The organism is Lentibacillus kimchii (assembly GCF_042666895.1).
Lineage (GTDB): Bacteria > Bacillota > Bacilli > Bacillales > Amphibacillaceae > Lentibacillus > Lentibacillus kimchii.
Genome location: NZ_JBHTGR010000006.1, coordinates 98,762 through 120,868, shown reverse-complemented (window position 1 = coordinate 120,868; position 22,107 = coordinate 98,762). Strand labels below are relative to the sequence as shown.

Annotated in this window: 26 protein-coding genes, 2 tRNA genes, 1 other RNA gene and 1 other annotated feature; of the genes, 5 read left to right on the top strand and 24 right to left on the bottom strand. The window is 44.9% G+C overall.

Translation table 11 applies throughout. The features are described from left to right. Positions 1-4: 4 nt before the first annotated feature. The 13 genes from holB to tadA all read right to left on the bottom strand — a co-directional run bounded on the left by holB (position 5) and on the right by tadA (position 8,683). Positions 5-994 (bottom strand): DNA polymerase III subunit delta', encoded by a 990-nt coding sequence (gene holB / locus ACFQU8_RS04810; protein WP_382358059.1) that lies wholly within the window; start codon positions 992-994, stop codon positions 5-7. An 18-nt stretch (positions 995-1,012) separates the two neighbouring features. Further along, positions 1,013-1,453, bottom strand: a complete 441-nt coding sequence (locus tag ACFQU8_RS04805; RefSeq protein ID WP_382358058.1) for a YaaR family protein — start codon at positions 1,451-1,453, stop codon at positions 1,013-1,015. 53 nt (positions 1,454-1,506) lie between these two features. Continuing rightward, positions 1,507-1,836 (bottom strand): cyclic-di-AMP receptor, encoded by a 330-nt coding sequence (locus tag ACFQU8_RS04800; protein ID WP_382358057.1) that lies wholly within the window; start codon positions 1,834-1,836, stop codon positions 1,507-1,509. Further along, positions 1,833-2,486, bottom strand: a complete 654-nt coding sequence (gene tmk, locus ACFQU8_RS04795; protein WP_382358056.1) for a dTMP kinase — start codon at positions 2,484-2,486, stop codon at positions 1,833-1,835. Before tmk ends, ACFQU8_RS04800 begins: the two co-directional genes overlap by 4 nt. Before the next feature lie 14 nt (positions 2,487-2,500). Beyond that, positions 2,501-3,928: an aminotransferase class I/II-fold pyridoxal phosphate-dependent enzyme gene (locus ACFQU8_RS04790; RefSeq protein ID WP_382358055.1), complete on the bottom strand. Its 1,428-nt coding sequence runs from the start codon at positions 3,926-3,928 to the stop codon at positions 2,501-2,503. Positions 3,929-4,021: 93 nt separating this feature from the next. Next, entirely contained in the window at positions 4,022-4,213 is a 192-nt protein-coding gene (locus ACFQU8_RS04785) for a sigma factor G inhibitor Gin (protein WP_382358054.1), read from the bottom strand. A gap of 166 nt (positions 4,214-4,379) precedes the next feature. After that, positions 4,380-4,646: a pro-sigmaK processing inhibitor BofA family protein gene (locus tag ACFQU8_RS04780; protein WP_382358053.1), complete on the bottom strand. Its 267-nt coding sequence runs from the start codon at positions 4,644-4,646 to the stop codon at positions 4,380-4,382. 73 nt (positions 4,647-4,719) lie between these two features. Then, the gene (locus ACFQU8_RS04775; protein WP_382358052.1) at positions 4,720-4,935 is read right to left on the bottom strand and encodes a YaaL family protein; all 216 of its coding nucleotides are present in this window, start codon (positions 4,933-4,935) and stop codon (positions 4,720-4,722) included. 11 nt (positions 4,936-4,946) lie between these two features. Further along, entirely contained in the window at positions 4,947-5,543 is a 597-nt protein-coding gene (recR, locus tag ACFQU8_RS04770) for a recombination mediator RecR (RefSeq protein ID WP_382358051.1), read from the bottom strand. A 102-nt stretch (positions 5,544-5,645) separates the two neighbouring features. Next, positions 5,646-5,963 (bottom strand): YbaB/EbfC family nucleoid-associated protein, encoded by a 318-nt coding sequence (locus ACFQU8_RS04765; RefSeq protein ID WP_382358050.1) that lies wholly within the window; start codon positions 5,961-5,963, stop codon positions 5,646-5,648. 23 nt (positions 5,964-5,986) lie between these two features. Continuing rightward, positions 5,987-7,693, bottom strand: a complete 1,707-nt coding sequence (gene dnaX / locus ACFQU8_RS04760) for a DNA polymerase III subunit gamma/tau (protein WP_382358049.1) — start codon at positions 7,691-7,693, stop codon at positions 5,987-5,989. A 162-nt stretch (positions 7,694-7,855) separates the two neighbouring features. Further along, positions 7,856-8,121: signal recognition particle sRNA large type (gene ffs, locus ACFQU8_RS04755), an RNA gene on the bottom strand. A gap of 91 nt (positions 8,122-8,212) precedes the next feature. After that, positions 8,213-8,683, bottom strand: a complete 471-nt coding sequence (gene tadA, locus ACFQU8_RS04750) for a tRNA adenosine(34) deaminase TadA (protein ID WP_382358048.1) — start codon at positions 8,681-8,683, stop codon at positions 8,213-8,215. A gap of 71 nt (positions 8,684-8,754) precedes the next feature. Between tadA and ACFQU8_RS04745 the strand changes: the two genes are divergently transcribed. Then, positions 8,755-9,288, top strand: a complete 534-nt coding sequence (locus ACFQU8_RS04745) for an isochorismatase family cysteine hydrolase (RefSeq protein WP_382358047.1) — start codon at positions 8,755-8,757, stop codon at positions 9,286-9,288. A gap of 66 nt (positions 9,289-9,354) precedes the next feature. Next, a complete protein-coding gene (locus tag ACFQU8_RS04740; RefSeq protein ID WP_382358046.1) occupies positions 9,355-10,638 on the top strand; it encodes a glycoside hydrolase family 18 protein in 1,284 nt (427 codons plus the stop codon). Positions 10,639-10,691: 53 nt separating this feature from the next. On the opposite strand, the gene ACFQU8_RS04735 is transcribed toward ACFQU8_RS04740, so the two are convergent. Together ACFQU8_RS04735 and ACFQU8_RS04730 are read right to left on the bottom strand one after the other, a co-directional pair. After that, positions 10,692-11,210, bottom strand: coding sequence for a type 1 glutamine amidotransferase domain-containing protein (locus ACFQU8_RS04735; RefSeq protein ID WP_382358044.1), 519 nt, complete (start codon positions 11,208-11,210; stop codon positions 10,692-10,694). Between the two features lie 86 nt (positions 11,211-11,296). Further along, on the bottom strand, positions 11,297-11,515 hold the full coding sequence (locus ACFQU8_RS04730; protein WP_382358043.1) for a PepSY domain-containing protein: 219 nt from the start codon (positions 11,513-11,515) through the stop codon (positions 11,297-11,299). Positions 11,516-11,659: 144 nt separating this feature from the next. Between ACFQU8_RS04730 and ACFQU8_RS04725 the strand changes: the two genes are divergently transcribed. After that, positions 11,660-13,132, top strand: a complete 1,473-nt coding sequence (locus ACFQU8_RS04725; protein ID WP_449280299.1) for a flotillin family protein — start codon at positions 11,660-11,662, stop codon at positions 13,130-13,132. A gap of 276 nt (positions 13,133-13,408) precedes the next feature. Here ACFQU8_RS04725 and ACFQU8_RS04720 read toward each other — a convergent pair whose 3' ends face one another. From ACFQU8_RS04720 to ACFQU8_RS04705, 4 genes are all read right to left on the bottom strand, one after another. Then, the gene (locus ACFQU8_RS04720; protein WP_382358041.1) at positions 13,409-13,831 is read right to left on the bottom strand and encodes a hypothetical protein; all 423 of its coding nucleotides are present in this window, start codon (positions 13,829-13,831) and stop codon (positions 13,409-13,411) included. Between the two features lie 192 nt (positions 13,832-14,023). Then, positions 14,024-14,455 (bottom strand): hypothetical protein, encoded by a 432-nt coding sequence (locus ACFQU8_RS04715; protein ID WP_382358040.1) that lies wholly within the window; start codon positions 14,453-14,455, stop codon positions 14,024-14,026. A 199-nt stretch (positions 14,456-14,654) separates the two neighbouring features. Then, positions 14,655-14,846, bottom strand: coding sequence for a hypothetical protein (locus ACFQU8_RS04710; protein WP_382358039.1), 192 nt, complete (start codon positions 14,844-14,846; stop codon positions 14,655-14,657). Between the two features lie 183 nt (positions 14,847-15,029). Next, positions 15,030-15,101 (bottom strand) — tRNA-Arg (locus tag ACFQU8_RS04705). A gap of 183 nt (positions 15,102-15,284) precedes the next feature. Between ACFQU8_RS04705 and ACFQU8_RS04700 the strand changes: the two genes are divergently transcribed. Together ACFQU8_RS04700 and ACFQU8_RS04695 are read left to right on the top strand one after the other, a co-directional pair. After that, on the top strand, positions 15,285-15,962 hold the full coding sequence (locus ACFQU8_RS04700) for a deoxynucleoside kinase (protein ID WP_382358038.1): 678 nt from the start codon (positions 15,285-15,287) through the stop codon (positions 15,960-15,962). Next, positions 15,946-16,620, top strand: coding sequence for a deoxynucleoside kinase (locus ACFQU8_RS04695; protein ID WP_382358036.1), 675 nt, complete (start codon positions 15,946-15,948; stop codon positions 16,618-16,620). Before ACFQU8_RS04700 ends, ACFQU8_RS04695 begins: the two co-directional genes overlap by 17 nt. Positions 16,621-16,650: 30 nt before the next feature. On the opposite strand, the gene proC is transcribed toward ACFQU8_RS04695, so the two are convergent. From proC to ACFQU8_RS04670, 5 genes are all read right to left on the bottom strand, one after another. Beyond that, positions 16,651-17,466: a pyrroline-5-carboxylate reductase gene (gene proC / locus ACFQU8_RS04690; RefSeq protein ID WP_382358035.1), complete on the bottom strand. Its 816-nt coding sequence runs from the start codon at positions 17,464-17,466 to the stop codon at positions 16,651-16,653. 442 nt (positions 17,467-17,908) lie between these two features. Further along, positions 17,909-18,001, bottom strand: a tRNA-Ser gene (locus ACFQU8_RS04685). A gap of 166 nt (positions 18,002-18,167) precedes the next feature. Continuing rightward, on the bottom strand, positions 18,168-19,445 hold the full coding sequence (gene serS / locus ACFQU8_RS04680; RefSeq protein ID WP_382358034.1) for a serine--tRNA ligase: 1,278 nt from the start codon (positions 19,443-19,445) through the stop codon (positions 18,168-18,170). Positions 19,446-19,506: 61 nt separating this feature from the next. After that, positions 19,507-19,723, bottom strand: a binding site (T-box leader). Positions 19,724-19,795: 72 nt separating this feature from the next. Continuing rightward, the gene (pdxS, locus tag ACFQU8_RS04675; RefSeq protein WP_382358033.1) at positions 19,796-20,665 is read right to left on the bottom strand and encodes a pyridoxal 5'-phosphate synthase lyase subunit PdxS; all 870 of its coding nucleotides are present in this window, start codon (positions 20,663-20,665) and stop codon (positions 19,796-19,798) included. 74 nt (positions 20,666-20,739) lie between these two features. Further along, positions 20,740-22,086: a serine hydrolase gene (locus ACFQU8_RS04670; protein ID WP_382358032.1), complete on the bottom strand. Its 1,347-nt coding sequence runs from the start codon at positions 22,084-22,086 to the stop codon at positions 20,740-20,742. Between the last annotated feature and the right edge of the window lie 21 nt (positions 22,087-22,107).

Sequence of the window (22,107 nt, the reverse complement as noted above, 5' to 3'; positions counted from 1 at the left end):
CGAATCACCCCTGTATTTGAATGGTAAGCTGCTCCATCACAAGTGTTGGATTGACGTTTTGCCTGAGTTTGTGTTTAGCATCAAGCACTAACTGCAATATGTCAAGCAATTTTTCCTGTGAGAAGGTCATCACCAAATTTTCCAATCGTGCCTCATCCTTAACAAATACAACCATATCATCTTCTTTGCCAAGATGGCAGAAAAGTATATCCTTGAAAGCCAGAAGCAGTAAATCGAGTCCCAATTCCTGCTGTGACCGCTCCTTAAAATGCGGCAGCCATGTCTGATGAATAAACAAAAAAATGTCCTCAGGATTGGTCGAATACGTTTCTACTAATTGTAGCATTCGTTTTCGAGCCTGGGCAAACCAATCATCCTGACTCCAGGAAATGGCCTCATCCAATCGGTTTGTCAAAGCGCTTAACAAAACAGCTGATTTGTATGAAACACCCTCGTCCATTAACTGTTGCTGAAAGGCTTCCGGGTTGAGCGGTTTTAAATCGATCGTCTGACAGCGTGAGCGAATCGTCGGCAGAATCGAAGAACTATTTTCTGTGAGTAAAATCGCCGTTGTCCTCTGTGATGGCTCCTCCAGAAATTTCAACAGACGATTGGACGCATTCACCGTCATCGTCTCGGCACCCTTAATAACATAAACCTTTTCACTGGATTCCAGCGCGGTATAGGAAAATTCTTTTTGCAGTTCTTCAATCTGCTCTTTACGGATTGACTGCCCGTCAGGCTCCAGCCAATGCACATCAGGGTAATTTCCTGAATCAATTCGCTTACACACATAGCATTCCTGGCAGGGTTCAACACCGGACCGGTCATCACAAAACAGCGTCTTCGCCAGTAACAGCGCCATCTCTTCCTTACCGGTTCCACGTTCTCCCTGCAACAAATAAGCATGCGAGATACGGCCCTTTTTAATGCTGTTCGTCATCAATTGGCTTGCGAGCGGCTGAATCTTAGTGAGTTCTTCCCATGACTTCATAGTGCACCCTCTTTTGTGTTACATATATAAATTAACGAGCAGCCCTTTAATCTCACCGATCAGTCCGAGCAAATCAATCGTTTCCTGTTCGTCATCCATTACCTCGTCGGTTAATTCGACCAGTTTATCATCAACAGCTTTAACTAGAGCCAGTTGACTGCTTTCACCATTCATCCGAAAATTGCGGGACTTTTGTAGCGAAAGACCCCCACCGGTCGTCTCTTTTAACAAACGCTTAACAGTTTGTTTAAATTTCACCAGATCACGGACCGAGCGAAATCGTGCCAGCCTATTACCCTGCTGTGACAGATAATCCATCAGCTGGCCGATTTCCTGCTGTTTTAAATGCTCAGTCCGGGACTGAACCATGCTGCTGAACGACGTTCGCCCTTCAGCCGGCACCTGATGTGTTTTGGGTGATGTATCCATTTGGGATTGTAATTCCGGATTTATTTTCATAAAAACTCAGTCCTTAAAAGATTAAGCAGATTGCAGGAGAGTCAATTCAGCTGTTAAAACTTATAGTATTGCTCCATCGGCATAATGAAGACAGTGGCACCGCCGACTTCGACTTTAACAGGCTGGGGAATATATGAATCCGCATTGCCGCCCATTGGCGAAATCGGGGCGACCATTTGTTCACGTTTGGAACAGTTATCCCGGAAGATTTCCAGGGCACGGTCAACATAGTCGTCGTCAGTACCAATCATCAGTGTCGTGTTTCCTTCTTTGAGAAAACCACCCGTTGTGGCCAGTTTCGTTAATTTAAAATCTTCCTCACCTAAAACGTCAGTCAAACGACTGGTGTCTTTGTCCTGCACAATGGCAATCAATAATTTCATTTTCCTTCTTCCTCTCTTAACATGTGATTTACATAGGAAACCACATCCTGTATTGTATCCGCCTCAACGTCTGCAAAAGGCCGATCCGCATCAATAACGTGAATCCTGTCCGGATGCTCTGCCACCAGCTTCCAGTAAGCTGCATATACCTGCTCATGAAACCGGATATGCTCAAGATCGAGGCGATTCCGCTCCCGATTCTCATTGCGGGCAATGCGGTCCAGGCCCTTTTCCGGATTGATATCAAAAAACAGAGTCCGATCCGGCATCAGGTCCTGTATGGCAAACTGATTAATGGCGAGCACCTCATCCATTCCAATACTTCTGGCAAACCCTTGATAAGCGAGACTGCTGTCGACAAACCGGTCGCAGAGGACCATTTTCCCTGACTCAAGAGCCGGCCTGACGATTTCCGTCAGATGCTGCCGCCGGGCTGCTGCATAAAGCAGGGCCTCCGTACGTGCATCCATTGCCGTATGCTCCGGATCAAGAATAATAGAGCGGATCTTCTCCGCAATCTCAATGCCCCCGGGCTCCCGTGTTGCCAGAACGTCATAGCCGCGAGCGGCCAGCTTTTGCTCTGCTGATTTTAAAATAGACGACTTGCCGGATCCCTCGCCGCCCTCAAAGGTTATAAACAAACCATTCACATCTGACTACTCCTTTAATGAAAAACGCTGATGCCTTTATCGATCGTCTGAGGCTGCAGATGCACACCCTGCTGCAGCAGCTGGTATAAGACGTGGATATGCCCATGAGTGATACGCGTGCCTTTTAAAATAAATGGGATGCCAGGCGGATAAGGTGTTATAGGTTCCGCCGCAATGCAGCCTGAGGCTTGTGATAACGGAACCGTTTGTGTGCTGCGCTGCTTCATGGCTGCATAATCGATTGCAAGCTCTGTCACACGTTCTGTCATAAGATTGTCTATTTCATCTTTCTCCATTATATCATGACTTGCTGTATTTTTTAATTCTGCATTAATATAGTTGATCGCATTATTTAATCGTTCATAGTCTGTAAAAGGGGCCAGGCCATGAATAAACAGCACCTGCTTATGGGTGGCCAATTCCGGGTAAATATCAAATTGCTCAAACAGTTGTGCAATTTGATAACCAGTCAATCCTCGTTTTGCCTGTAATATTAGCTTAAGCGGGTCATCGCCCGAGGCAACCTCCCAATGACTGCTTTCTGCCAGCAGCTGCTTCACATGATAGCAGCTCGTGTGGATATCGTCCCAATCATCATTCGTCAGATCAGCTAAAAAGAAACGCGCCAGATCCAGTGAAGCCATTACCGGATACGACGGACTGCTTGATTGAATCATTTGTAAATAATACTGGATGGCTGCATTGGATAAGTGCGCTGACTGCACATGCAAATAAGCACCCATCGTCATGGCCGGAGCCATCTTATGCGCAGACTGTACAACAGCATCTGCCCCAAGTGCTACAGCTGAAGCCGGCAGATCCTTATGCAGGGAAAAATGTACACCATGTGCTTCATCAATCAGAACAGGTATCTGACGGGCATGGGCCCGCGAAATCATTTCATGCAAAGGGAAGGTTTTACCGAAATAATCGGGGTAGGTCAGCACCAAAGCTTTAGCATCCGGATGGTTGTCTAAAGCCGTTTGCACTGTAGCCGTATTGGGGGCTGTCAGCCGGCGGGCTTCACGATCAAATTCCGGGGCGACAAATACCGGCAGGGCTCCGCTCAGTTCAAGGGCATTAAAAATCGATTTATGACTGTTGCGCTGCACGATAACCTTGTCACCGGATGAGCAGACCGACAGGATCATCGCTAGATTGCCAGCCGTACTCCCGCCAATCAAAAAATGCGTATAGTCAACTCTAAAAAAAGCTGAAGCCAGTTCTTCGGCACTCTGTATAACACCGTTTGGTGCGTGCAGATCATCCAGTCCGCTTAACTCCGTCAGATCAAGCGGCAAAATTTCCTGAAAATCCTGGCAGGCATTCGGCGCGAAAATCCGGCCATTTTTATGCCCGGGCACATGAAATGACAACGGTTTTTGATTTTTAAACTGCTTCAATTGCGTGTATAAAGGCGTCTTTGACTGATCACGCTGCATAATGCACCTGCCCTTCTCTCTAGTCGTAATCTGCTTATATCATAAGCCAGTAAAAAAGGTCCCTGCAACGAATTCGCAGCGACCTTAAGTTGATTAGGAATAGAGAGTTGAGTGATTCACATTTTTTAGCTTTCGCAGATAATAGCGGTATTTTTCCTCTCTTGGTTCTGTATGGATGATGTTTGTTTCACATTCGCAACAGATAAATAGTTTGTATAAATGAATGCCCTCTTCCTTCATTTCTTCACAAATACCGCACCGTTCTGCCATCATTTTTTGTTCCATGTCCCCACCTCCGTTAGTTTAGTTTCTCCTAATCTAACGAATTTTATACTGACAAATCTCTTAATCATTGAAACCTTTTTTACGGCTTAATGAATCTTATGTTTATGAGGCTCTTCCTGATACCTTCTTATCTGACAAAGGCCAGGATGGCGGGGATCTTCTTTTTTTACGACAGAATCAGCAAATGAATCGCAGCCAGGGAGGCTAGTCCAAACAAACCAAGCAAGCCGGATACAGCGACGGTAAATACATTAATAGGTATATGCAGTCCGATCGCACCACCAAATACGTTGAAGAAAAATAGAAATAATAAGCCGATTCCCAGCTTAACGGTGGTGCTGGTAATAAATCGCATCGGCTTAACCGGTGCACCCACAATCAGTAAAACGATGATTAAGGCAGCCATTATTGAAATAACCAGGGTAGCATTCATGCCGCATCACTCCTTTTCCTTGCCTCTTTCTATAACCATATGAAAAGGACAAGCGAAAAAGAACCCTTAATAGTCAATGCTGCTGGATCGCGCGGACGTCCCGCCGTCTTGCTTCCCGCAGCAAAAATAGATATTTTGCTTGTGCAAGTTTTAACTGGAACCAGCCACCTTCCGTCGGTTCAACACTCTTATCCATGATCGCCTGAATTTGTCTCCACTCATTTTCCGCCGAAAATAAAGCTTCCAATAATTGATTGTCAGCTTCCTGCCTTTGTTTTTTTTGCTTCATACGCATCACCTTTATAAATCTTGTCTGCCTTCCAATGCTTTAGAGAGTGTTACTTCATCTGCATATTCCAAGTCTCCGCCAACTGGTAATCCATGGGCGATCCGGCTGGTTTTAATACCGGATGGCTTCACCAGACGGGAAATATACATCGCCGTCGCTTCACCTTCAATATTCGGATTCGTCGCTAGAATAAGCTCCTCGACCTCTTCATCCTTCAGTCTGCTAATCAGATCAGATACGTTAATATCTTCAGGACCGATACCATCCATCGGTGAAATCGCACCATGCAGCACATGATATTTCCCGTTGAATTCTTTCATCTTCTCCATGGCAATCACATCTTTTGGATCCTGGACGACACAAAGGACAGAACCATCCCGTGATGTGTCCTGACAGATGGCACACGGATCCTGGTCGGTAATATGACCGCACGTTGAGCAATGGGTCAGCTCCCGCTTGGCATTCACCAGCGATCTGGCAAATTCCATAACATCGTCTTCCTGCATATCTAATACAAAAAATGCCAGACGGACAGCAGTTTTAGGGCCAATCCCTGGCAATTTTGTGAAACTGTCAATCAGTTTCGAAATCGGTTCCGGATAATACATGATACGCCTCCTCGCAGAAAAACACGGCGTCCATTCAAATTGTTTTCCTGAATGATGCTTCGGCGTTCATTCAACATGTCTGCCGGCATCTTTCGGATGACATTAGAACATCCCGCCGGGCAAATTCATACCTTTCGTAAACTGGCCCATCGTGTCATTCGTTTTATCCTCAATCTGCTGGAGAACATCGTTTGTAGCGGTTAAAATTAGGTCCTGCAGCATATCGACATCATCCGGGTCAACCACGTCTTCAGAAACCTGCACATCTGTAATTTCCCGCTTGCCGCTAGCCGTTACCTTAACCATGCCGCCTCCGGATGTCGCCTCAAAGGTCATCTCCTGCAGCTCTTCCTGAGCCTGCTCCATTTTCTTCTGCATCTTCTGCATTTGTTTCATCATATTGTTCATATTGCCTTTCATGGAAAACGCCTCCTCAAAATAATTTATTCATCGTGAATTTCCAGAAGATCATCTCCAGCCAATTTTCGTGCTTCGGTTATGAGAGATTCCTCTTCCTGCTGATCATCGTTCGGTTCTGCTGTCTCTTGCTTGCTTATATAGTCATTGCGCAGCTCCTGCCATTCTTTTGCGGGAATCGGAATAATGGTCTGTTTTTTGCCCGTTACATTTGTAAGAACCGATTCCACAGTTTCCCGGTTATCCAAAAACAGGGAACAATGAATATCGTATTTGAATTGAACAACGAGACTGTCGCTTGATGCAGCGGCAGGTTTGCTGTCCTGTATTGTAGCATGTGCTGGGGCACTTGTCGATTTCAGCTGACTTAAAAACGAAGCCCATTGAGACTGAATTTCTTTAAGAATCGGACGTTCGGCAGCATCCAGTACACGGCGGATTTTCTCATGGGGAACCTTGTAGCCATTCTTGGCCGGCCTTGGGGCTGACCGTTTTGGTTCGTTCGCTGGTGCCTGTGATGCAGCACTCGCCGGTGCTTCCTTCAGATTTGTCAGTTCTTTCTCCAATTGCTCGATTCTGCCTGTCAGCTTTGTTACCGTTTCTGTATCAGCAGCCTGGGTTACTGGAGTATCCGCTTCACTGGTCTGGCTGTTCTGATTGGTGATCGCCAGGATCGCAATCTCGATAAATACTTTCGGGCTGGTTGACCATTTAATCTCCTGCTGACATTGATTCAGACGGGTAATGGCTTCCTGGAGCCACGCATCCCCTGCGTCACGCGCCAGCTGCTCAAACGGTTCATCAGCGATCGCCCGTTCCAATATACGCTCAAGTGACGGAGCACTTTTATACAGGAGTACATCACGGAGAAAGTAGATCAGATCATAGACAAAACGCGCCGGATCTTTCCCGTTCTGAATGAGTTCATCAAGCAGTGATAAGGCCTTTTGTGCATCAGACGCATACATAGCTCGTACAACATCGGTTAAAATCCCCTGCGCGACACCGCCGGTTACAGTTAGAACATCATCCAGTTCAACCTGATCACCACTGTAGGAAATGGCCTGATCCAGAACACTCAAGGCGTCCCGCATGCCGCCTTCTGCCGTGAGGGCAACGGTTCCAAGTGCATCATCTGTCACCGCTATGCCTTCTGATTCAATAACCGTTCGCAGCCGGTCAACAATTGTCTGATTGGATATCGGCTTAAAATCGAAGCGCTGGCATCTGGAAGCGACTGTGAGCGGGATTTTATGCGGCTCGGTTGTTGCCAGTATAAAGACAACATGCTTCGGAGGCTCTTCCAATGTCTTCAGCAGAGCGTTAAATGCACTCGTGGAAATCATGTGCACTTCATCAATAATATACACCTTATAAGGAACTGAACTGGCAGCATACTTGACTTTATCACGTATTTCGCGAACATCTTCAACACTGGTATTCGAAGCGGCATCCATCTCGATAATATCGGAAATCGACCCATCCTGAATACCGCGGCAGGAAGCACATTCATTACACGGTTCACTGACTGGCGCCTGTTCACAATTAATTGTTTTTGCAAAGATTTTCGCAGCACTTGTTTTCCCTGTTCCCCGCGGACCAGAGAAGATGTAGGCATGCGAAAACATTTCCTGTCTAATCGCATTTTGCAGTGTTTGCGTGATATGGCCCTGTCCGACAACGTCCTCGAACGTTTTCGGCCGCCACACACGGTATAGTGCCTGATAGGTCATAGTGGATGCTTCCCTTTCATAAATGCTAATTCAATTATACGCGACTTTATAAGTAAATGTGAACCATAAACCATTATTTCATACGTCGTGCCAATCAGTATAAAAAGACTGCATCAATTGTCCATAACAGGGCATTGATGCAGTCTTTTTTCATTATGTATACCGTGCACCCATGATCGATCAGGCATCCCCAAGCGTTACCCAAGTTCATGGCTCGGCTCAGGTTTGTCCGCGGCACACAAGAATAACCACTTACTGCTGCTTCCTTCCGGATCTGACAGGGTTCATGGGTTCCTGTTGCGCAGGACCTGGGCGTCAACACCACTCCGTTGAGGCAGGCCTCGAAGACACCCAACCTTGCATGGGAATTCGGCCTCGCTGTAGCGGCTTGCGAGTACAGGGCACCGCTAACTCCCCGCTTAGCACGGCACTCATTATTATAATCACTATCAGGCCAAAATGCAATAATAATCATTCAGGTGGCTGCAATTTGCACGTTTTTCACCGGCAGATGGGGGCTCAGTCATCATTACGGCTTTTGCGTTCACGCAGATCTCTGAAAAAGTCCGTCAGCAGGCTGCTGCACGTCGTCTTAAGCACGCCGCTGGTTACCTCAGCCTGATGATTGAACCGCTCATCCTCCAGCAGATTCATAAGCGTTCCGGCGCATCCCGCTTTCAGATCAGGGGCACCATAGACAACCCGTTTCATCCGGGACTGCACAATGGCACCAGCACACATCGGACACGGTTCAAGCGTGACATATAATGTACAATCCTCAAGCCGCCAGCTTCCCATATGACGGTTAGCCTCACTGATGGCAATAAGCTCAGCATGGGATAAGGCCGTCTTTGATGTTTCCCGGACATTATAGCCACGGGCAATAATGTCTCCCTTATAGACGATAATAGCTCCGATGGGAACTTCATTCATCTGTTTCGCCTTATAAGCTTGTCGGATTGCTTCTTGCATGAAGCCTTCATCATCCATCAATAACACCCCGCAACGTTTGAAATTAGCTGTTCAGGAGAAACTGAAAAAGACTGGAAAGGAGTTTTTCTATGACAATACCGCTCGATAAATGCGCCATCTTATTGGTTGATATGCTAAATGACTTTGCTTTTGAAGGCGGTGATAAACTGCTCAGCCATACCAATCAGATATTACCTAATGTGAAAAAGCTGAAGCAGTTTGCAAGAGACCAGGATCTGCCTCTTATCTACGTTAATGATCATTATGGCATCTGGCAGGCTGATCCGCAACGAATTACCAGCACATGCGAAAATGGAGCGAATCAGCACATCATTCAGGACATTAAGCCGGATGCTTCGGACTTTTTTCTGATCAAGCCTCAGCATTCCGCCTTTTTTCAAACACCGCTGCAGTCTCTGCTGATGGAACTTGGTAAAACGCACCTCATTATGGCAGGGATTGCTGGTGATATTTGCCTCTTATTCACGGCTAAGGATGCTTATATGTACGGCTATACCATGCACATCCCGCAAAATTGTACGGCATCCGAGGAAAAAGAGGGGACTGAGTACTCACTTTATTTAATGCGCACCGTCATGAAAGCAGCCACCGATCCCATTTAAGGTCATATAGCCCTGAACGGCATCATACAGTTGTATAAGGAAACAGCTGTTTTAGGAGGGGTTTATTTGCAGATTCATGTTGTAAGTCAAGGTGATACACTGAATGACATTGCCAGTACATATGGCACCTCACTGAATGATCTGATTGATGCCAATGAATTAAAAAAACCGGATAAACTCGCTGTCGGCCAATCACTGGTCATTCCAATCGCCGGACAATTTCACTTTGTACAGCCGGGTGATACCTTGTTTACGATTGGTCAGCAGTTTGGCCTGTCTGCTGATGAATTGGCCCAGGTCAACCAAATACCAGTGAACAGCAGCCTGTCCATTGGAACGCGTTTATACATTCCCGAACAGCCAAAGCCTGACATAACAAGCAATGCGTATATCGAACCAATGGGTGACAATGTGTCAGATACATTAATTAACAGTGCTCAAAAAGCGGCACCCCATCTTACTTATCTGGCCCCGTTCAGCTACGAGGTCAGCCGTGACGGGACACTCACAGCACCGCTATTGGATAATTTCAATCAAATAGCATCAAACAGCAATGCGTCACTTATGCTGGTTGTGGCAAATCTGGAAAACGGCGAATTCAGCCGTGAACTTGGCCACATTATCCTGACAGTCAATAAAGTGCAAAATACGCTTCTGGACAACATCGTTAATACAGCTAAACAAACGGGCTTCCGGGATGTTCATTTTGATTTTGAATTTTTAGCACCAGACGACCGGGAAGCCTATAATACCTTTTTGCGAAAAGCGAAACAGCGTCTAGCAAACGAGGGGCTTATGCTATCTACAGCTCTCGCGCCCAAAACAAGCAGTGAGCAGACAGGTGCCTGGTATGAGGCCCATGATTATGCGGCCCACGGTGAGATTGTCGATATGGTTGTCCTCTTGACATATGAGTGGGGCTACAGCTACGGTCCGCCCCGAGCAGTCTCACCAATCGATGAAGTACGAGATGTCATTAACTACGCTGTCAGTGTCATGCCAGCCAATAAAATTTTGCTCGGTCAGAATCTTTACGGTTATGACTGGACACTTCCCTATACTGAAAATAAACCAGCTGAAGCACTCAGCCCGCAGCAGGCTCTGTCACGGGCACACAAACAGCAGACAGCCATTCGATATGACACAGTAGCACAGGCACCATTCTATACGTATACCGACGATGGGGGCAGCCAGCATGATGTGTGGTTTGAAGACGCCCGTTCCATTCAGGCGAAATTCGACTTAATTAAGGATCAGGGTCTCCTGGGCATCAGCTACTGGAAATTAGGTCTCGCTTTCCCGCAGAACTGGCTGCTTTTAGAGGATAACTTCACGATCACTAAAAAATAAATAAAATCCCCAGGACGCTTGAAAGCAGCGGGTCTGGGGATTCTTAGTGTTTATCAGCTGGCCAGAAGTTTCAATGCTTCCCGGTTAAATGCAGGAATATCGTCCGGCTCGCGGCTTGTGACTAATTGATCGCTGCAGACGACAACTTCCTGGTCATGGACATTAGCACCTGCATATGCCATGTCCACCTGAATCGATTTAAAACCAGTAGCATCGCGCCCTTCCAGCGCTTTTGCCGTAATCAGCAGTTGCGCACCGTGGCAGATGGAAAATACTGGCTTTTTCTCATCCATAAACTGTTTCGCAAATTTAACGAAACGTTCATCCGCACGCAGCACATCCGGTGAAAAACCACCCGGGATAAAGAGGGCATCAAAATCATCCGGATCAGCCTGATCAATCGGCTCATCAATCGTGACAGTCTCTTTTTTATTTTTGCCCGTAACCTGGCGTCCTTTTTCATCGCCAATCGTTACGACATGATGCCCAGCATCTTTAAAAGCTTTAGCTGGCTCGGTGTACTCAACATCTTCAAACATATCAGTGATAACAGTTGCTATATTTTTACCCATTAGAAATCACTCCTTCTCAGGTTATGTTAACCAATACAGTGATTGATATCCTGGCAAAGATCTGCTTAAAATGATCACATTAATGATTATAGTAAACCAGCTATCCTCAGCCAAGCAGGCAGCTCAGCGAACACCCCAGCATCAGGGGAATCGATTTCTGCTTCTGCCTCTCCTCCATCTGTCATTTCTAATTCAACTTCGTAAATACGGCGATCATCATCTTCGTCAAGTTCGGCTTCGACACTGGAATTCACCGCATTATCGTCGATGACAATCAGGCTCGCATCGCAGAAGATAATCAGCATAAGCGCGTCATTGTAACAATTAACTTTTGCCAAACTTCTAAAATAGCGCTGATGTGAATACTATGATAGAAGCGAAAATTTCTTGAGAAAGCAGTTATTGAATAAATAAGTGAAATACTTAATATGTCTTAAGGGGGTTATTTTATTTTTGAGAACGCGCTGACTTTAATAATTCTGGCAATTATTGTAGCCCTAGCACTCATTGCAGGGATTATTACATTTATTATTTTTCGGATTCGCTACAAAACCGCAAGTTCCAATGAAGCCTTGATTGTCACAGGACCCAAGCTAGGTGATCCGGAGAAGGAGCGAAACATTTTTCAGGATGAAAATGGCCGCTCGGTCAAAATTATTCGCGGCGGCGGGTATCGGCTGCGTATGTTCCAGACAGCAACGCCTATTGATCTGACATCATTTCAGCTAAAGGTGGATTCTGAAAAAGCATATACAAGAGAAGGGATTCCAGTAAGGGTCGTCAGCACAGCCGTTATCAGTATCGGAAGTGAACTGCAAATCATGGCAAACTTCGCAGAAAAATTTCTCGGCAAAAAGCAGAATGAACGCGAGGAGGAACTTAAGGACGTTTTGAATGGCCATTTGCGGGCTATTATAGCATCACTTTCCATTGAGAAGATTTACAATGATTTTAAAGAGGTTAACACACAGGTCAAGAAGATTGCTGAATCCGATTTGAAAGGCATGGGCTTTGAAATCACATCGTTTGCATTGAATGATGTAGAAGATGTTGATACTGAAAATGGCTATATTGATGCATTGGGCCGACCGCATATTGCCGAGGTGCAAAAGCAAGCCAACCAAGCGGAATCCGACGCCAAAAAAGAAACGCGCATCTATCAGGCCCAAAACGACCAAGAGGCGCAAAAAGAAGAAAATCATCGCCTGACAGTGGTTGCCCAGTCTAAAAAAGACAAAGACATTAAAGAGGCCGAATTTCAGAAAGAGACAAACCGCGCCAATGCTAATGCTGAGCAGGCAGGTGAACTGGAACGGCAGCGGCTTGCCCAGCAGGTGAAAGATGAAGAACTGAAGGTGCAATACATTGAAAAGCAGCGTGCAGTCGAACTGGAAGAGGAAGAAAACAAACGCAGGCGCTCGATTGCTGACGCTGATGCATATAAAGTAACGAAAGAAGCCGAAGCAGAAGCGGAAAAGGAACGCATCAAAGGGGAGTCAGAAGCAGAAGTCACTCGCCAGAAGGGGTTGGCCGATGCGGAGTCCAAAGAACGCATGGCCGAGGCGATGGAGAAATACGGCGAAGCAGCGGTTGTGGAGATGCTTATCAACGTCCTGCCTGAGTATGCTGAGAAAGTCGCTGCCCCTATTGCGCAAATTCAGGATATGAAGGTTATCGACATGGGCGGCAGCGACTCGCAAGGCGGCTCATCCAAAGTGGCGAATAACGTCACGACAACGATGCTAGGTATTCAGGAATCGCTGAAAGAAACGACCGGCATCGACTTAAAAGCGTTACTGGACGATTATGTATCCAGCGGTCACTCTGATTTGAATAAACATAAAGCAGATCAGAAATCCTTCGACACCGGGCATTCGGATGTGCCGAAATCAGCAAAAGATGAAACCAGCACCACCGAATAAAACACACAAAATGCATATAACGACAGGCGCAATTCACTTCGCTGGAATTGCGCCTTTTTACGTCGAGATGGACTCTAATCATCGCAACTTAGTGAACGTACACAACGCGAAAAAAGTGTTAACTGCTTATGCTGCGGATTAGCTGAATAGTGACACTATGGATCACCTCAATCGAATTGAGGGTTTTACTACCAAAAAGTCTCCAGAAATGCAGAGTTTGCCCTTATTCATTCGTATTCTTAGTTATTTTTGATGGTCTTTATGGGTTTAGGTATTCTATTCGGTATTGTAAAGCTTTTCAATAATTCCTTTAACTAATTTAGGTTTCTTTTTTACGGACATTAATCGTATCCTCATTTCATCGTGGTCATTATGATCGGAATAAACAATACGTCCATTTTCTAATAAAGCTAAATAAAAAACTGATTCTGTCGTTCTATTATCTAAATCCTTTTGCGTCAAGAATGATAATATATATGCTCCTTTTTCATTTAAATTATTTTTAATTTCTTTTGTTTTTTGACTTCCGGGAGATTCTACTGAAACAGAATTAAGTGAATCTCTGACTTTGTTCAGCTTTTCCTTATTCCATATTTTTTTATATTCGACATCTTCGGATAGCTTTTTTTCTATAAATAATTGAGCATAATTATTATCAGGAATTAGACCATCCGACTCAGAGGTACATCCACTGCACAAGAGAGTTAATATTATTATGTATATAAACAGTTTAATCTTATTATTGATGCTTTCCCCTCCTGCGTTGGTTATATTTTAGTTTTCATTTTAACTTTTTAAAAAGAAAGAGACGTTTCAATACTTTAGAGAGCAGTATTTTATTCCACAACTGCCCCCGTTTCGTTAAGTACAATTTTGCACAATCCTTTTTATTTAGGCAGTCTTAATCGTTTTATCACCACTGATCATACTAAAAAAGTTGAGAATTAGTATATAAAACGGATAGACAATAAATCCTCCCATCGCTAAAAGACCAGTAACAGGATTAGGGGCATCTCCACCATAAGTTATCGGAAATAAGGATGCGAATATATAAATAAACAGAACAAAATAGGGTACCCATAGGATGACTGTCCAAAAGTTTGCTTTTCGCTCACCCAGCCACTTTTTTGTTAAGAAAACAAGTAGTATTGTACCACCTATAACGTCGACGATTAATATTACACCAGTCAAAATATTAACCGTGCCAATTTCCCAATTTGTTAATCTGCTAATTCTATACACATTTAGCATAAGTTCAAGAGGAACAAATATCATAAGAGCGTATAGAATACTAATAACATTTAACTTCAGGAAGTATCTCATTGAATAAGCCCCTAACCCTTCTGCTCGTTAGCTTCCCATTATACCCCTTTTACTAAGCTATCTGGTCCGCGTGCTTAACAATGCTTACACTGCGTATATTTTAGCATAAACATTTTAATACCTTCAAAAAAATTCCATAAATAAATCTTAATTATTTTAAAATTAACATCCAAAATAGCAATATGAATCACAAATACTTTCACAATGAAAATTCCGGCTGTTTCTCGTCTAGGTATTCGGAAAAATCGTTAAAAGCAATTCTGTAATCATCTAAAGTGCGCTGCCGGCATCCCACTGATTTTTTAAATGAAATAACGTACTCCAAGGCATCTGTGAGCGTTAAATTAATACTTGTATCTGTTAACTCCTGCGGTACTGTTCTACGCTTCACAATTGGCTTGTTTTTGTGTTTTGAACCGGAAATACAAAAATCCCCTTTCCGAGTTAAGAAACGGAAAGAGGGCTAAAAATGAACCGTCCTCTGTTCTATTTTACTAAGTCGAATCCGTGTGATGGCCAGTAAGGCTTGCGACTATATCACCGGTCACAAGTCCTGCCATAGCGGTGTTTTTGATGCCCCCGGCAGGAATCGAACCTGCGCACATGGCTTAGGAGGCCAACGCTCTATCCGCTGAGCTACAGGGGCATGTTAATCACACGGCCAATTACTTAAATAGCTGTACGGCTGATGAAAAAGCACATAATATATTATACAAAATTTAAAGTAAAATGCAAAGGTGAAAGCTGTTTTGAGATGGAACTGGTCTTTTTTATATGCTAGAATTAGGGTCGTCTGTCGAATAATCTTCATCTGACGGGAGGGAATGTTATGGCAGAGGCACCGTTTATTGCGGTTGAAGGGCCGATTGGCATTGGGAAAACATCACTAGCCGCAAAATTGTCGGCTTATCTAAACGTCCATCTATTGAAAGAAATTGTCGACGAAAATCCATTTCTGGGAAAATTTTACGACAACATCGAGGAGTGGAGCTTCCAGACAGAAATGTTTTTCCTCTGCAACCGCTATAAGCAACTGGAAGATACTGAACGCTATTACCTCAAGCAAAACCAAGGCGTTATCGCTGATTATCATATATTTAAAAACATGATTTTTGCCAGGCGAACCCTGCCTTCTGATAAGTTCACCAAATATGAACAAATTTATGGGATACTAACAGAGGACATGCCCTTACCCAACATCGTGATATATTTGCATGCCAGTCTGGATACCATTTTAAAACGTATCCGCCTGCGTGGACGGGTTATTGAACAAAATATTGAGACGTCCTACCTGGCTCAGATTGCACAGGACTATGAATTCTATATGGACGAATTCGAAAAACGTCACCCAGATATCCCGATTATTCGGATTAACGGTGATGACATGGACTTTATCAGCTATCAACAGGACCTTGAAGCCATCATTAACCGTGTAACCAAACAATTGACTGATTTTCAGGCTAATCCGCACATAAAAGGAGCTCATAATCATGAATTTACGAGATAAATATGGCATTCCGCATAACAGTATTATTACAGTGGCTGGTACGGTCGGCGTCGGGAAATCCACTATGACCAAAGCATTGGCAAACGCGCTAAATTTCAAAACATCATTTGAAAAAGTCGATAAAAATCCATATCTCGGCAAATTTTATGAGGATTTTGAACGATGGAGCTTCCATCTGCAAGTTTATTTCCTGGCTGAACGATTTAAAGAACAAAAAAAGATTTTCGAATACGGCGGCGGTTTTATCCAGGACCGGTCGATTTATGAAGATACTGGCATTTTTGCCAAAATGCATTACGATAATGGCACGATGTCCAAAGCAGATTATGAAACATATACAAACTTGTTTGAAGCCATGGTCATGACCCCATACTTCCCGCACCCGGATCTGCTGATATATCTGGAAGGTTCGTTTGACAGCATTATCGAGCGCATTCAAAATCGCGGCCGCGACATGGAAAAAAACACACCAACTTCTTATTGGGAAGAACTTTATAACCGTTATGAAGACTGGATTAATAACTTTAACGCCTGCCCAATTCTGCGTATTGATATTTCCGATTACGATTTACTGGAACAAGAAGCTTCAATTGAGCCCATATTAGAGAAAGTCGGAAATTCTATCGAACAGTCACATAAGTGGAAAGCTCGTCTGTGACCTGAAAACGCAAATGGAATAGGGATGTGCTTATAGCTTTTTCCCCAATTCCACTGACCGTTCGCGTGCGTGCTCAACACACTTTTCGACACCTGCTTGAACATGATGATCGTCTAATTTTTCCAGTCCAGCCTGAGTGGTGCCGCCAGGACTCGTGATTTTGTCCCGCAGCTCAGACGGACTCAAGCTTGATGTCTGCAGCATTTCACCCGCACCTATAATCGTCTGTGTGATTAAATCATGGGCTGTGTCATAATCCAGACCAGTCTGCACTGCTGCCTTTTCCATCGCTTCCACCAAATAATACACATAGGCAGGACCGCTTCCTGAAATCGCGGTCACAGTATGCATGGACGTCTCCGCTACTTCTGTTGCTGTTCCAATTGTATTGAACAAGGCCAGGGCTGTCTGTAAATCACCCGCTCCGGCAAAATCTCCGCGCGTAACTGCTGTGGCCGACTGCCCGACGGCTGATGATGTATTGGGCATTGCCCGGACGATCGGTATCTTTTGATCCAGCAACCCAGAAATGGCATCGGTGGAGACGCCTGCTACAACCGAAATAAGCAGCTGATCAGCATTTAAGCAGTCCTTAATTGATGTGACAGCATCCTCCAGATCATGAGGCTTAACAGCTATAACCACCACATCAGCACCCGCCGCCGCTTCTTTAGTATCATCCGTTTGCTTAACGGCATAATGATCTTTTAAAAATGCCAGCCGATTGTGATCAGACTTATTCGTGACATAAATTCGTTCCTTTGCCAAAAAATCACTGGCCAAAATGCCTGTTAGAATTGACTCCGCCATCGACCCTGCTCCAATAAAAGCCATTTTTTCAATCATAGTCAGACCTCCTCCAATCTAATAAAAAACACCCTGTGTCCATCCCTCTAAAGGACGGATACAGGGTGTTTCCGTGGTACCACCTTTGTTGACATGCCTGGGCATGCCCACTTGATTATGATAACGCAGTAAAGCTGCGGTCAGGTTTATCTGACAACTCCAAGGCAGGTTTCACAAGCGCCAGAACCGATGGAATTTCGCAGCCGGTGAATTCCAATCTCTTTCGGGAGCGTTTTGCTACTGACCTCTTCACCGTTTAAATATGATGACGCTAACAAGCTGAAATGAGGTATATGCAGTGTATGGTTATGTACTATACACGTTCGATTGAATGTTGTCAAGTTTCAAAAAATAAAGTGTACACTACATTTAAAAACCGCTACAACGAATTGTAACGGTTAGGTGGTATTATTATCTCCAAATTTTATGCGATTTAAATGAATGGAGGAGGTAGAGGGATTCGAACCCCCGCGCGGTTTGACCCGCCTGTCGGTTTTCAAGACCGATCCCTTCAGCCGTACTTGGGTATACCTCCATAATGAAGACAGATTATAATTTACCATGTACGTGAGCTCATGTCAACGATTTATAGTAAATTTTTGTGGCTCTTATGCTAATTAAGGGAAAGAGACTGGGATCTCCCCCGCTTATGTTACTGTCACGCGTTTTTAGAGTTGATTCCCAGCCTCATGTGATTTGTTCTAGGGCTTGATAATGTCTTTTCCGCCCATATACGGTCTCAGCACCTCCGGAATAACAACCGATCCGTCTTCCTGCTGGTAATTTTCCAGAATGGCAGCAACAGTCCGGCCAACAGCGACTCCCGAACCGTTCAATGTATGAACAAATTCCGGTTTGCTGGTTGGCTCACGCCGAAAACGAATGCCTGCACGTCTCGCCTGAAAGTCCTCAAAATTAGAACAGGATGATATCTCCCGGTACGTATCCTGCGCTGGCATCCAGACTTCAATATCATATTTCTTGGCAGCCGTGAAGCCAAGGTCACCAGTGCACATACTCATAACCCGGTACGGCAGGTTCAGCCGCTGCAGCACTGTTTCAGCGTGACCCGTCAGCACTTCCAGCGTTTCATATGAATCCTCCGGCAGTGTAAAATGAACCAGCTCGACCTTATTAAATTGGTGCTGGCGAATCAGTCCGCGTGTATCCCGGCCCGCAGATCCAGCCTCAGACCGGAAATTAGCACTATAGGCTGTATATTTCTTAGGCAGCTCATCACTCGCTAGAATTTCATCCCGGTGAAAGTTGGTAACCGGCACTTCCGCAGTTGGAATCAGAAAATAATCATGATCTTCCAGTTTGAACACATCTTCCTCAAACTTGGGCAACTGTCCAGTCCCGGTCAGGCTTGTGCGATTAACAATCTGCGGCGGCATCATTTCTGTATAACCATGTTCATCAGCATGCAAGTTCATCATAAAGTTGATTAAGGCCCGCTCCAGACGTGTCCCTAATCCTTTATAAAATACAAAACGGCTTCCGGTTACTTTAGCAGCCCGTTCAAAATCAAGAATGTCCAAGTCATCAGCAATATCCCAGTGTGCTTGTTTGTCAAAATCAAAGGATGGCACATTGCCCCATTGCCGCACTTCCTTATTATCATCCTCATCATCACCGATTGGCACACTTTCATGGGGAATATTCGGGATGGACAGCATAATGGTTTCCAATGTGCTCTCGATTTCCTTTAGTTCTGAGTCCAATTGTTTAATTTGCTCGCCGACTTCCCGCATTTCCTGAATCGTCTCTTCCGCATCTTTTTGTTCTTTTTTCAGGACTGAAATTTGTTTGGATGTTTCATTGCGCTTTGCTTTCAGTTTTTCGGTTTCCGAAATGAGCGTTCTGCGCCGCTCATCAAGTTCCCGAAATCGTTTCAGTTCAGATAAATCCTCACCGCGGTGAGCTAACTTTGCCTCGACTTCCTCAAAGTTATTCCGCAAATATTTCAGATCCAGCATCGTCATCGCTCCTCTTCTCTGGTATGTCTTCCAGCAACATAAAAACTCCCGTCCCTGATAAAACAGGGACGGGAGTTTACTTCCCGCGTTGCCACCCTTATTGAAGCATCAGTATGCTTCCGGCTTTAACACGATAACGGCGATTGCCGGACTGGCCTAAGCTGCATTCAGCCAGTCAGTTCAAGGATGGATTCACATGCGGCTTTCATCGGTTTCCACCTGCCACCGACTCTCTGGGTTAAAGCCAGCATGTTACTGATTCCTGTCATAACTGTTTAATCATTTTGTTAAAGGATAGCTGATTTAAAGAACATATGCAAGTATAGGCATTATACCACCAGATGAAAAATCTATTCACTGCGCTCCTGCATACGGTCCTGTCCTTCCAATGTTCCAACATCGATCCCTTTCATAGCTGTTCCAAGATCCTGCGACAGCTCACCGATCAGTTGGTAATCGGTATAATGAGAGGTTGCCTGGACTATGGCATTAGCAAGCTTCTGCGGATTATCAGACTTAAAAATGCCAGATCCGACAAACACACCATCTGCTCCCAGTTCCATCATTAAGGCTGCATCAGCTGGTGTTGCAACACCGCCAGCTGCATAATTGGTTACAGGCAGACGGCCTTGTGCTTTAATGGCCAGAAGCTGGTTATATGGGGCGCCTATTTCTTTTGCGTATGTCATCACTTCATCGCTGGACATTGCTGTAAGTTTCCGGACTTCCGACTGCACCTGGCGCATGTGGCGCACTGCTTCGATAATATTGCCTGTACCCGGCTCACCTTTTGTACGCAGCATCGAAGCACCTTCTGTCATACGGCGGGCAGCCTCACCCAGGTTGCGGCAGCCGCAGACAAACGGAACGGTATAAGCCGACTTCTGTATATGATAAGTATCATCTGCTGGTGTCAGAACTTCACTCTCGTCAATATAATCAACACCCATCGCTTCCATAACACGTGCTTCGACTATATGGCCAATCCGCGCTTTTGCCATAACCGGAATCGAAACGGCGTTCATAACTTCCTTCGTAATCTCCGGGCTGGCCATGCGCGCTACACCACCCGCTGCGCGAATATCTGATGGAACACGTTCAAGTGCCATAACCGCAACGGCTCCGGCATCTTCAGCTATTTTAGCCTGTTCAGCATTAACAACATCCATAATAACACCGCGCTGCGGCATTTCAACTGCCCCTTGCTTCTGCTCATCCATGTAAACCCCTCCTGCTCTAAGTAAACTCACTTGAGTAATCGAGCCTTTCCAATCATTAACCTGTTCCCTTTCAGTTAAAACCAGCCTTTCACTGTATCAGCGACTGTATGAAAAATATTACCAAAAAAACTGCCGATAGCGCCAAGTGTCAGCATAAACCAGTTATCTTTTTCAACTGTACTCTGAGCTGTTAACGCAACTGTTTTTTTACCATCACCTGACGTGATATAACCGTAATCATGATCACCATCGTAGCTGATTTCGGCTGTTCCGACCTGGTCACCTTTTTCAACTGGTGCCGTCAGTTCACCAGCGTCATTCAGCTTATCCTTATCCAAATGATATGTCAGACTGTAATCGTCAGCCTCGTCTCCTTTAACCGGCGTCTTGAATGCTTCTTTTGTAGCGACATCAACTGTGTCAGCTTTGCCTTTTGCAACAGAGACAGACGATTGATCATCAAGCTTGAAACCGGCTGGGAAAACTTCTTCCGTTTCAAATTGCTTAAAGCCATAATCCAAAAGTTTGGCTGTTTCCTTGAAACGTGCTTCCATACTTTTCGTCTTCATCACAACAGATATCAAACGATTATCATTCCGTTCTGCTGTGCCAGTAAAGCAATATTTAGCAAGGTCGGTGTGGCCAGTTTTTAAGCCGTCCACCCCTTTATAATAGAATTGGCGCAATGAACTGGCAGCATCCTTATCATGATCAAGCATCCAGTTCCAATTCGTAACCTTCTTGCCTTCAAATTTAATTGAAGGTTTCTTCGTCACATCGAGAGCCTTTGGATAATCATGTACCAGACGATATGCGAGTAATGCTGCCGAGCGGGATGACATCAGATTATTGGCATCCGGGTCAGTTCCCTCAGGCACATTATCACCAAGAGAGGAATTGGCGAGTCCGGTTGAATTAACAAATTTCGTATCCGTCATGCCGATTTCATCTGCTTTGTCATTCATCATCTTGACAAATTCACCTTCAGATCCAGCTACCAATTCAGCCAGAGCAATCGTTGTGGCGTTATCTGAATTAATCGCCATAGCATCATACAATTCTTTAACTGTATAGGCCTTATCCTTCTTCAAGCCAACGCCTGAAGTAGCTGTGTCGGCAGATATGCTATAAACGTAGTCACTGATTTTTGTTGTTGTATCCCAGCTGATTTGACCTTCATCAATAGCTTCATGCACAAGATATTCGGTCATTAGCTTGGTCATACTAGCTGGAGGCAGGGACGTATCGGGATTTTTGGCATACATAACTTTCCCCGTGTCATAATCGACCAGTATCGCTGATCCGCCCTCGATGTCTACTTCGTCTGCTGCTTTTACGGCTAACGGCTGCACCGCTATTATTGTCACCATTACCGCCACTGCCAGTAATAGTGACAACCGTTTCTTCACGTTGTGTGTCACTCTCTTCTACCTCCACCTTTT

Bases quoted from the DNA above. Each gene is read 5' to 3' on its own strand.
- ACFQU8_RS04800 (WP_382358057.1), bottom strand. From the start codon at position 1,836: ATGAAATTATTGATTGCCATTGTGCAGGACAAAGACACCAGTCGTTTG.
- pdxS (WP_382358033.1), bottom strand. From the start codon at position 20,665: ATGGATGAGCAGAAGCAAGGGGCAGTTGAAATGCCGCAGCGCGGTGTT.
- proC (WP_382358035.1), bottom strand. From the start codon at position 17,466: ATGATTGAAAAAATGGCTTTTATTGGAGCAGGGTCGATGGCGGAGTCA.
- ACFQU8_RS04745 (WP_382358047.1), top strand. From the start codon at position 8,755: ATGACAATACCGCTCGATAAATGCGCCATCTTATTGGTTGATATGCTA.
- ACFQU8_RS04790 (WP_382358055.1), bottom strand. From the start codon at position 3,928: ATGCAGCGTGATCAGTCAAAGACGCCTTTATACACGCAATTGAAGCAG.
- dnaX (WP_382358049.1), bottom strand. From the start codon at position 7,693: ATGACCTATCAGGCACTATACCGTGTGTGGCGGCCGAAAACGTTCGAG.
- ACFQU8_RS04785 (WP_382358054.1), bottom strand. From the start codon at position 4,213: ATGGAACAAAAAATGATGGCAGAACGGTGCGGTATTTGTGAAGAAATG.
- ACFQU8_RS04730 (WP_382358043.1), bottom strand. From the start codon at position 11,515: ATGCTGATTATCTTCTGCGATGCGAGCCTGATTGTCATCGACGATAAT.
- tadA (WP_382358048.1), bottom strand. From the start codon at position 8,683: ATGGATGATGAAGGCTTCATGCAAGAAGCAATCCGACAAGCTTATAAG.
- ACFQU8_RS04775 (WP_382358052.1), bottom strand. From the start codon at position 4,935: ATGAAGCAAAAAAAACAAAGGCAGGAAGCTGACAATCAATTATTGGAA.
- ACFQU8_RS04765 (WP_382358050.1), bottom strand. From the start codon at position 5,963: ATGAAAGGCAATATGAACAATATGATGAAACAAATGCAGAAGATGCAG.
- recR (WP_382358051.1), bottom strand. From the start codon at position 5,543: ATGTATTATCCGGAACCGATTTCGAAACTGATTGACAGTTTCACAAAA.
- serS (WP_382358034.1), bottom strand. From the start codon at position 19,445: ATGCTGGATCTGAAATATTTGCGGAATAACTTTGAGGAAGTCGAGGCA.
- ACFQU8_RS04805 (WP_382358058.1), bottom strand. From the start codon at position 1,453: ATGAAAATAAATCCGGAATTACAATCCCAAATGGATACATCACCCAAA.
- holB (WP_382358059.1), bottom strand. From the start codon at position 994: ATGAAGTCATGGGAAGAACTCACTAAGATTCAGCCGCTCGCAAGCCAA.
- ACFQU8_RS04715 (WP_382358040.1), bottom strand. From the start codon at position 14,455: ATGAGATACTTCCTGAAGTTAAATGTTATTAGTATTCTATACGCTCTT.
- ACFQU8_RS04780 (WP_382358053.1), bottom strand. From the start codon at position 4,646: ATGAATGCTACCCTGGTTATTTCAATAATGGCTGCCTTAATCATCGTT.
- ACFQU8_RS04700 (WP_382358038.1), top strand. From the start codon at position 15,285: ATGGCAGAGGCACCGTTTATTGCGGTTGAAGGGCCGATTGGCATTGGG.
- ACFQU8_RS04695 (WP_382358036.1), top strand. From the start codon at position 15,946: ATGAATTTACGAGATAAATATGGCATTCCGCATAACAGTATTATTACA.
- ACFQU8_RS04735 (WP_382358044.1), bottom strand. From the start codon at position 11,210: ATGGGTAAAAATATAGCAACTGTTATCACTGATATGTTTGAAGATGTT.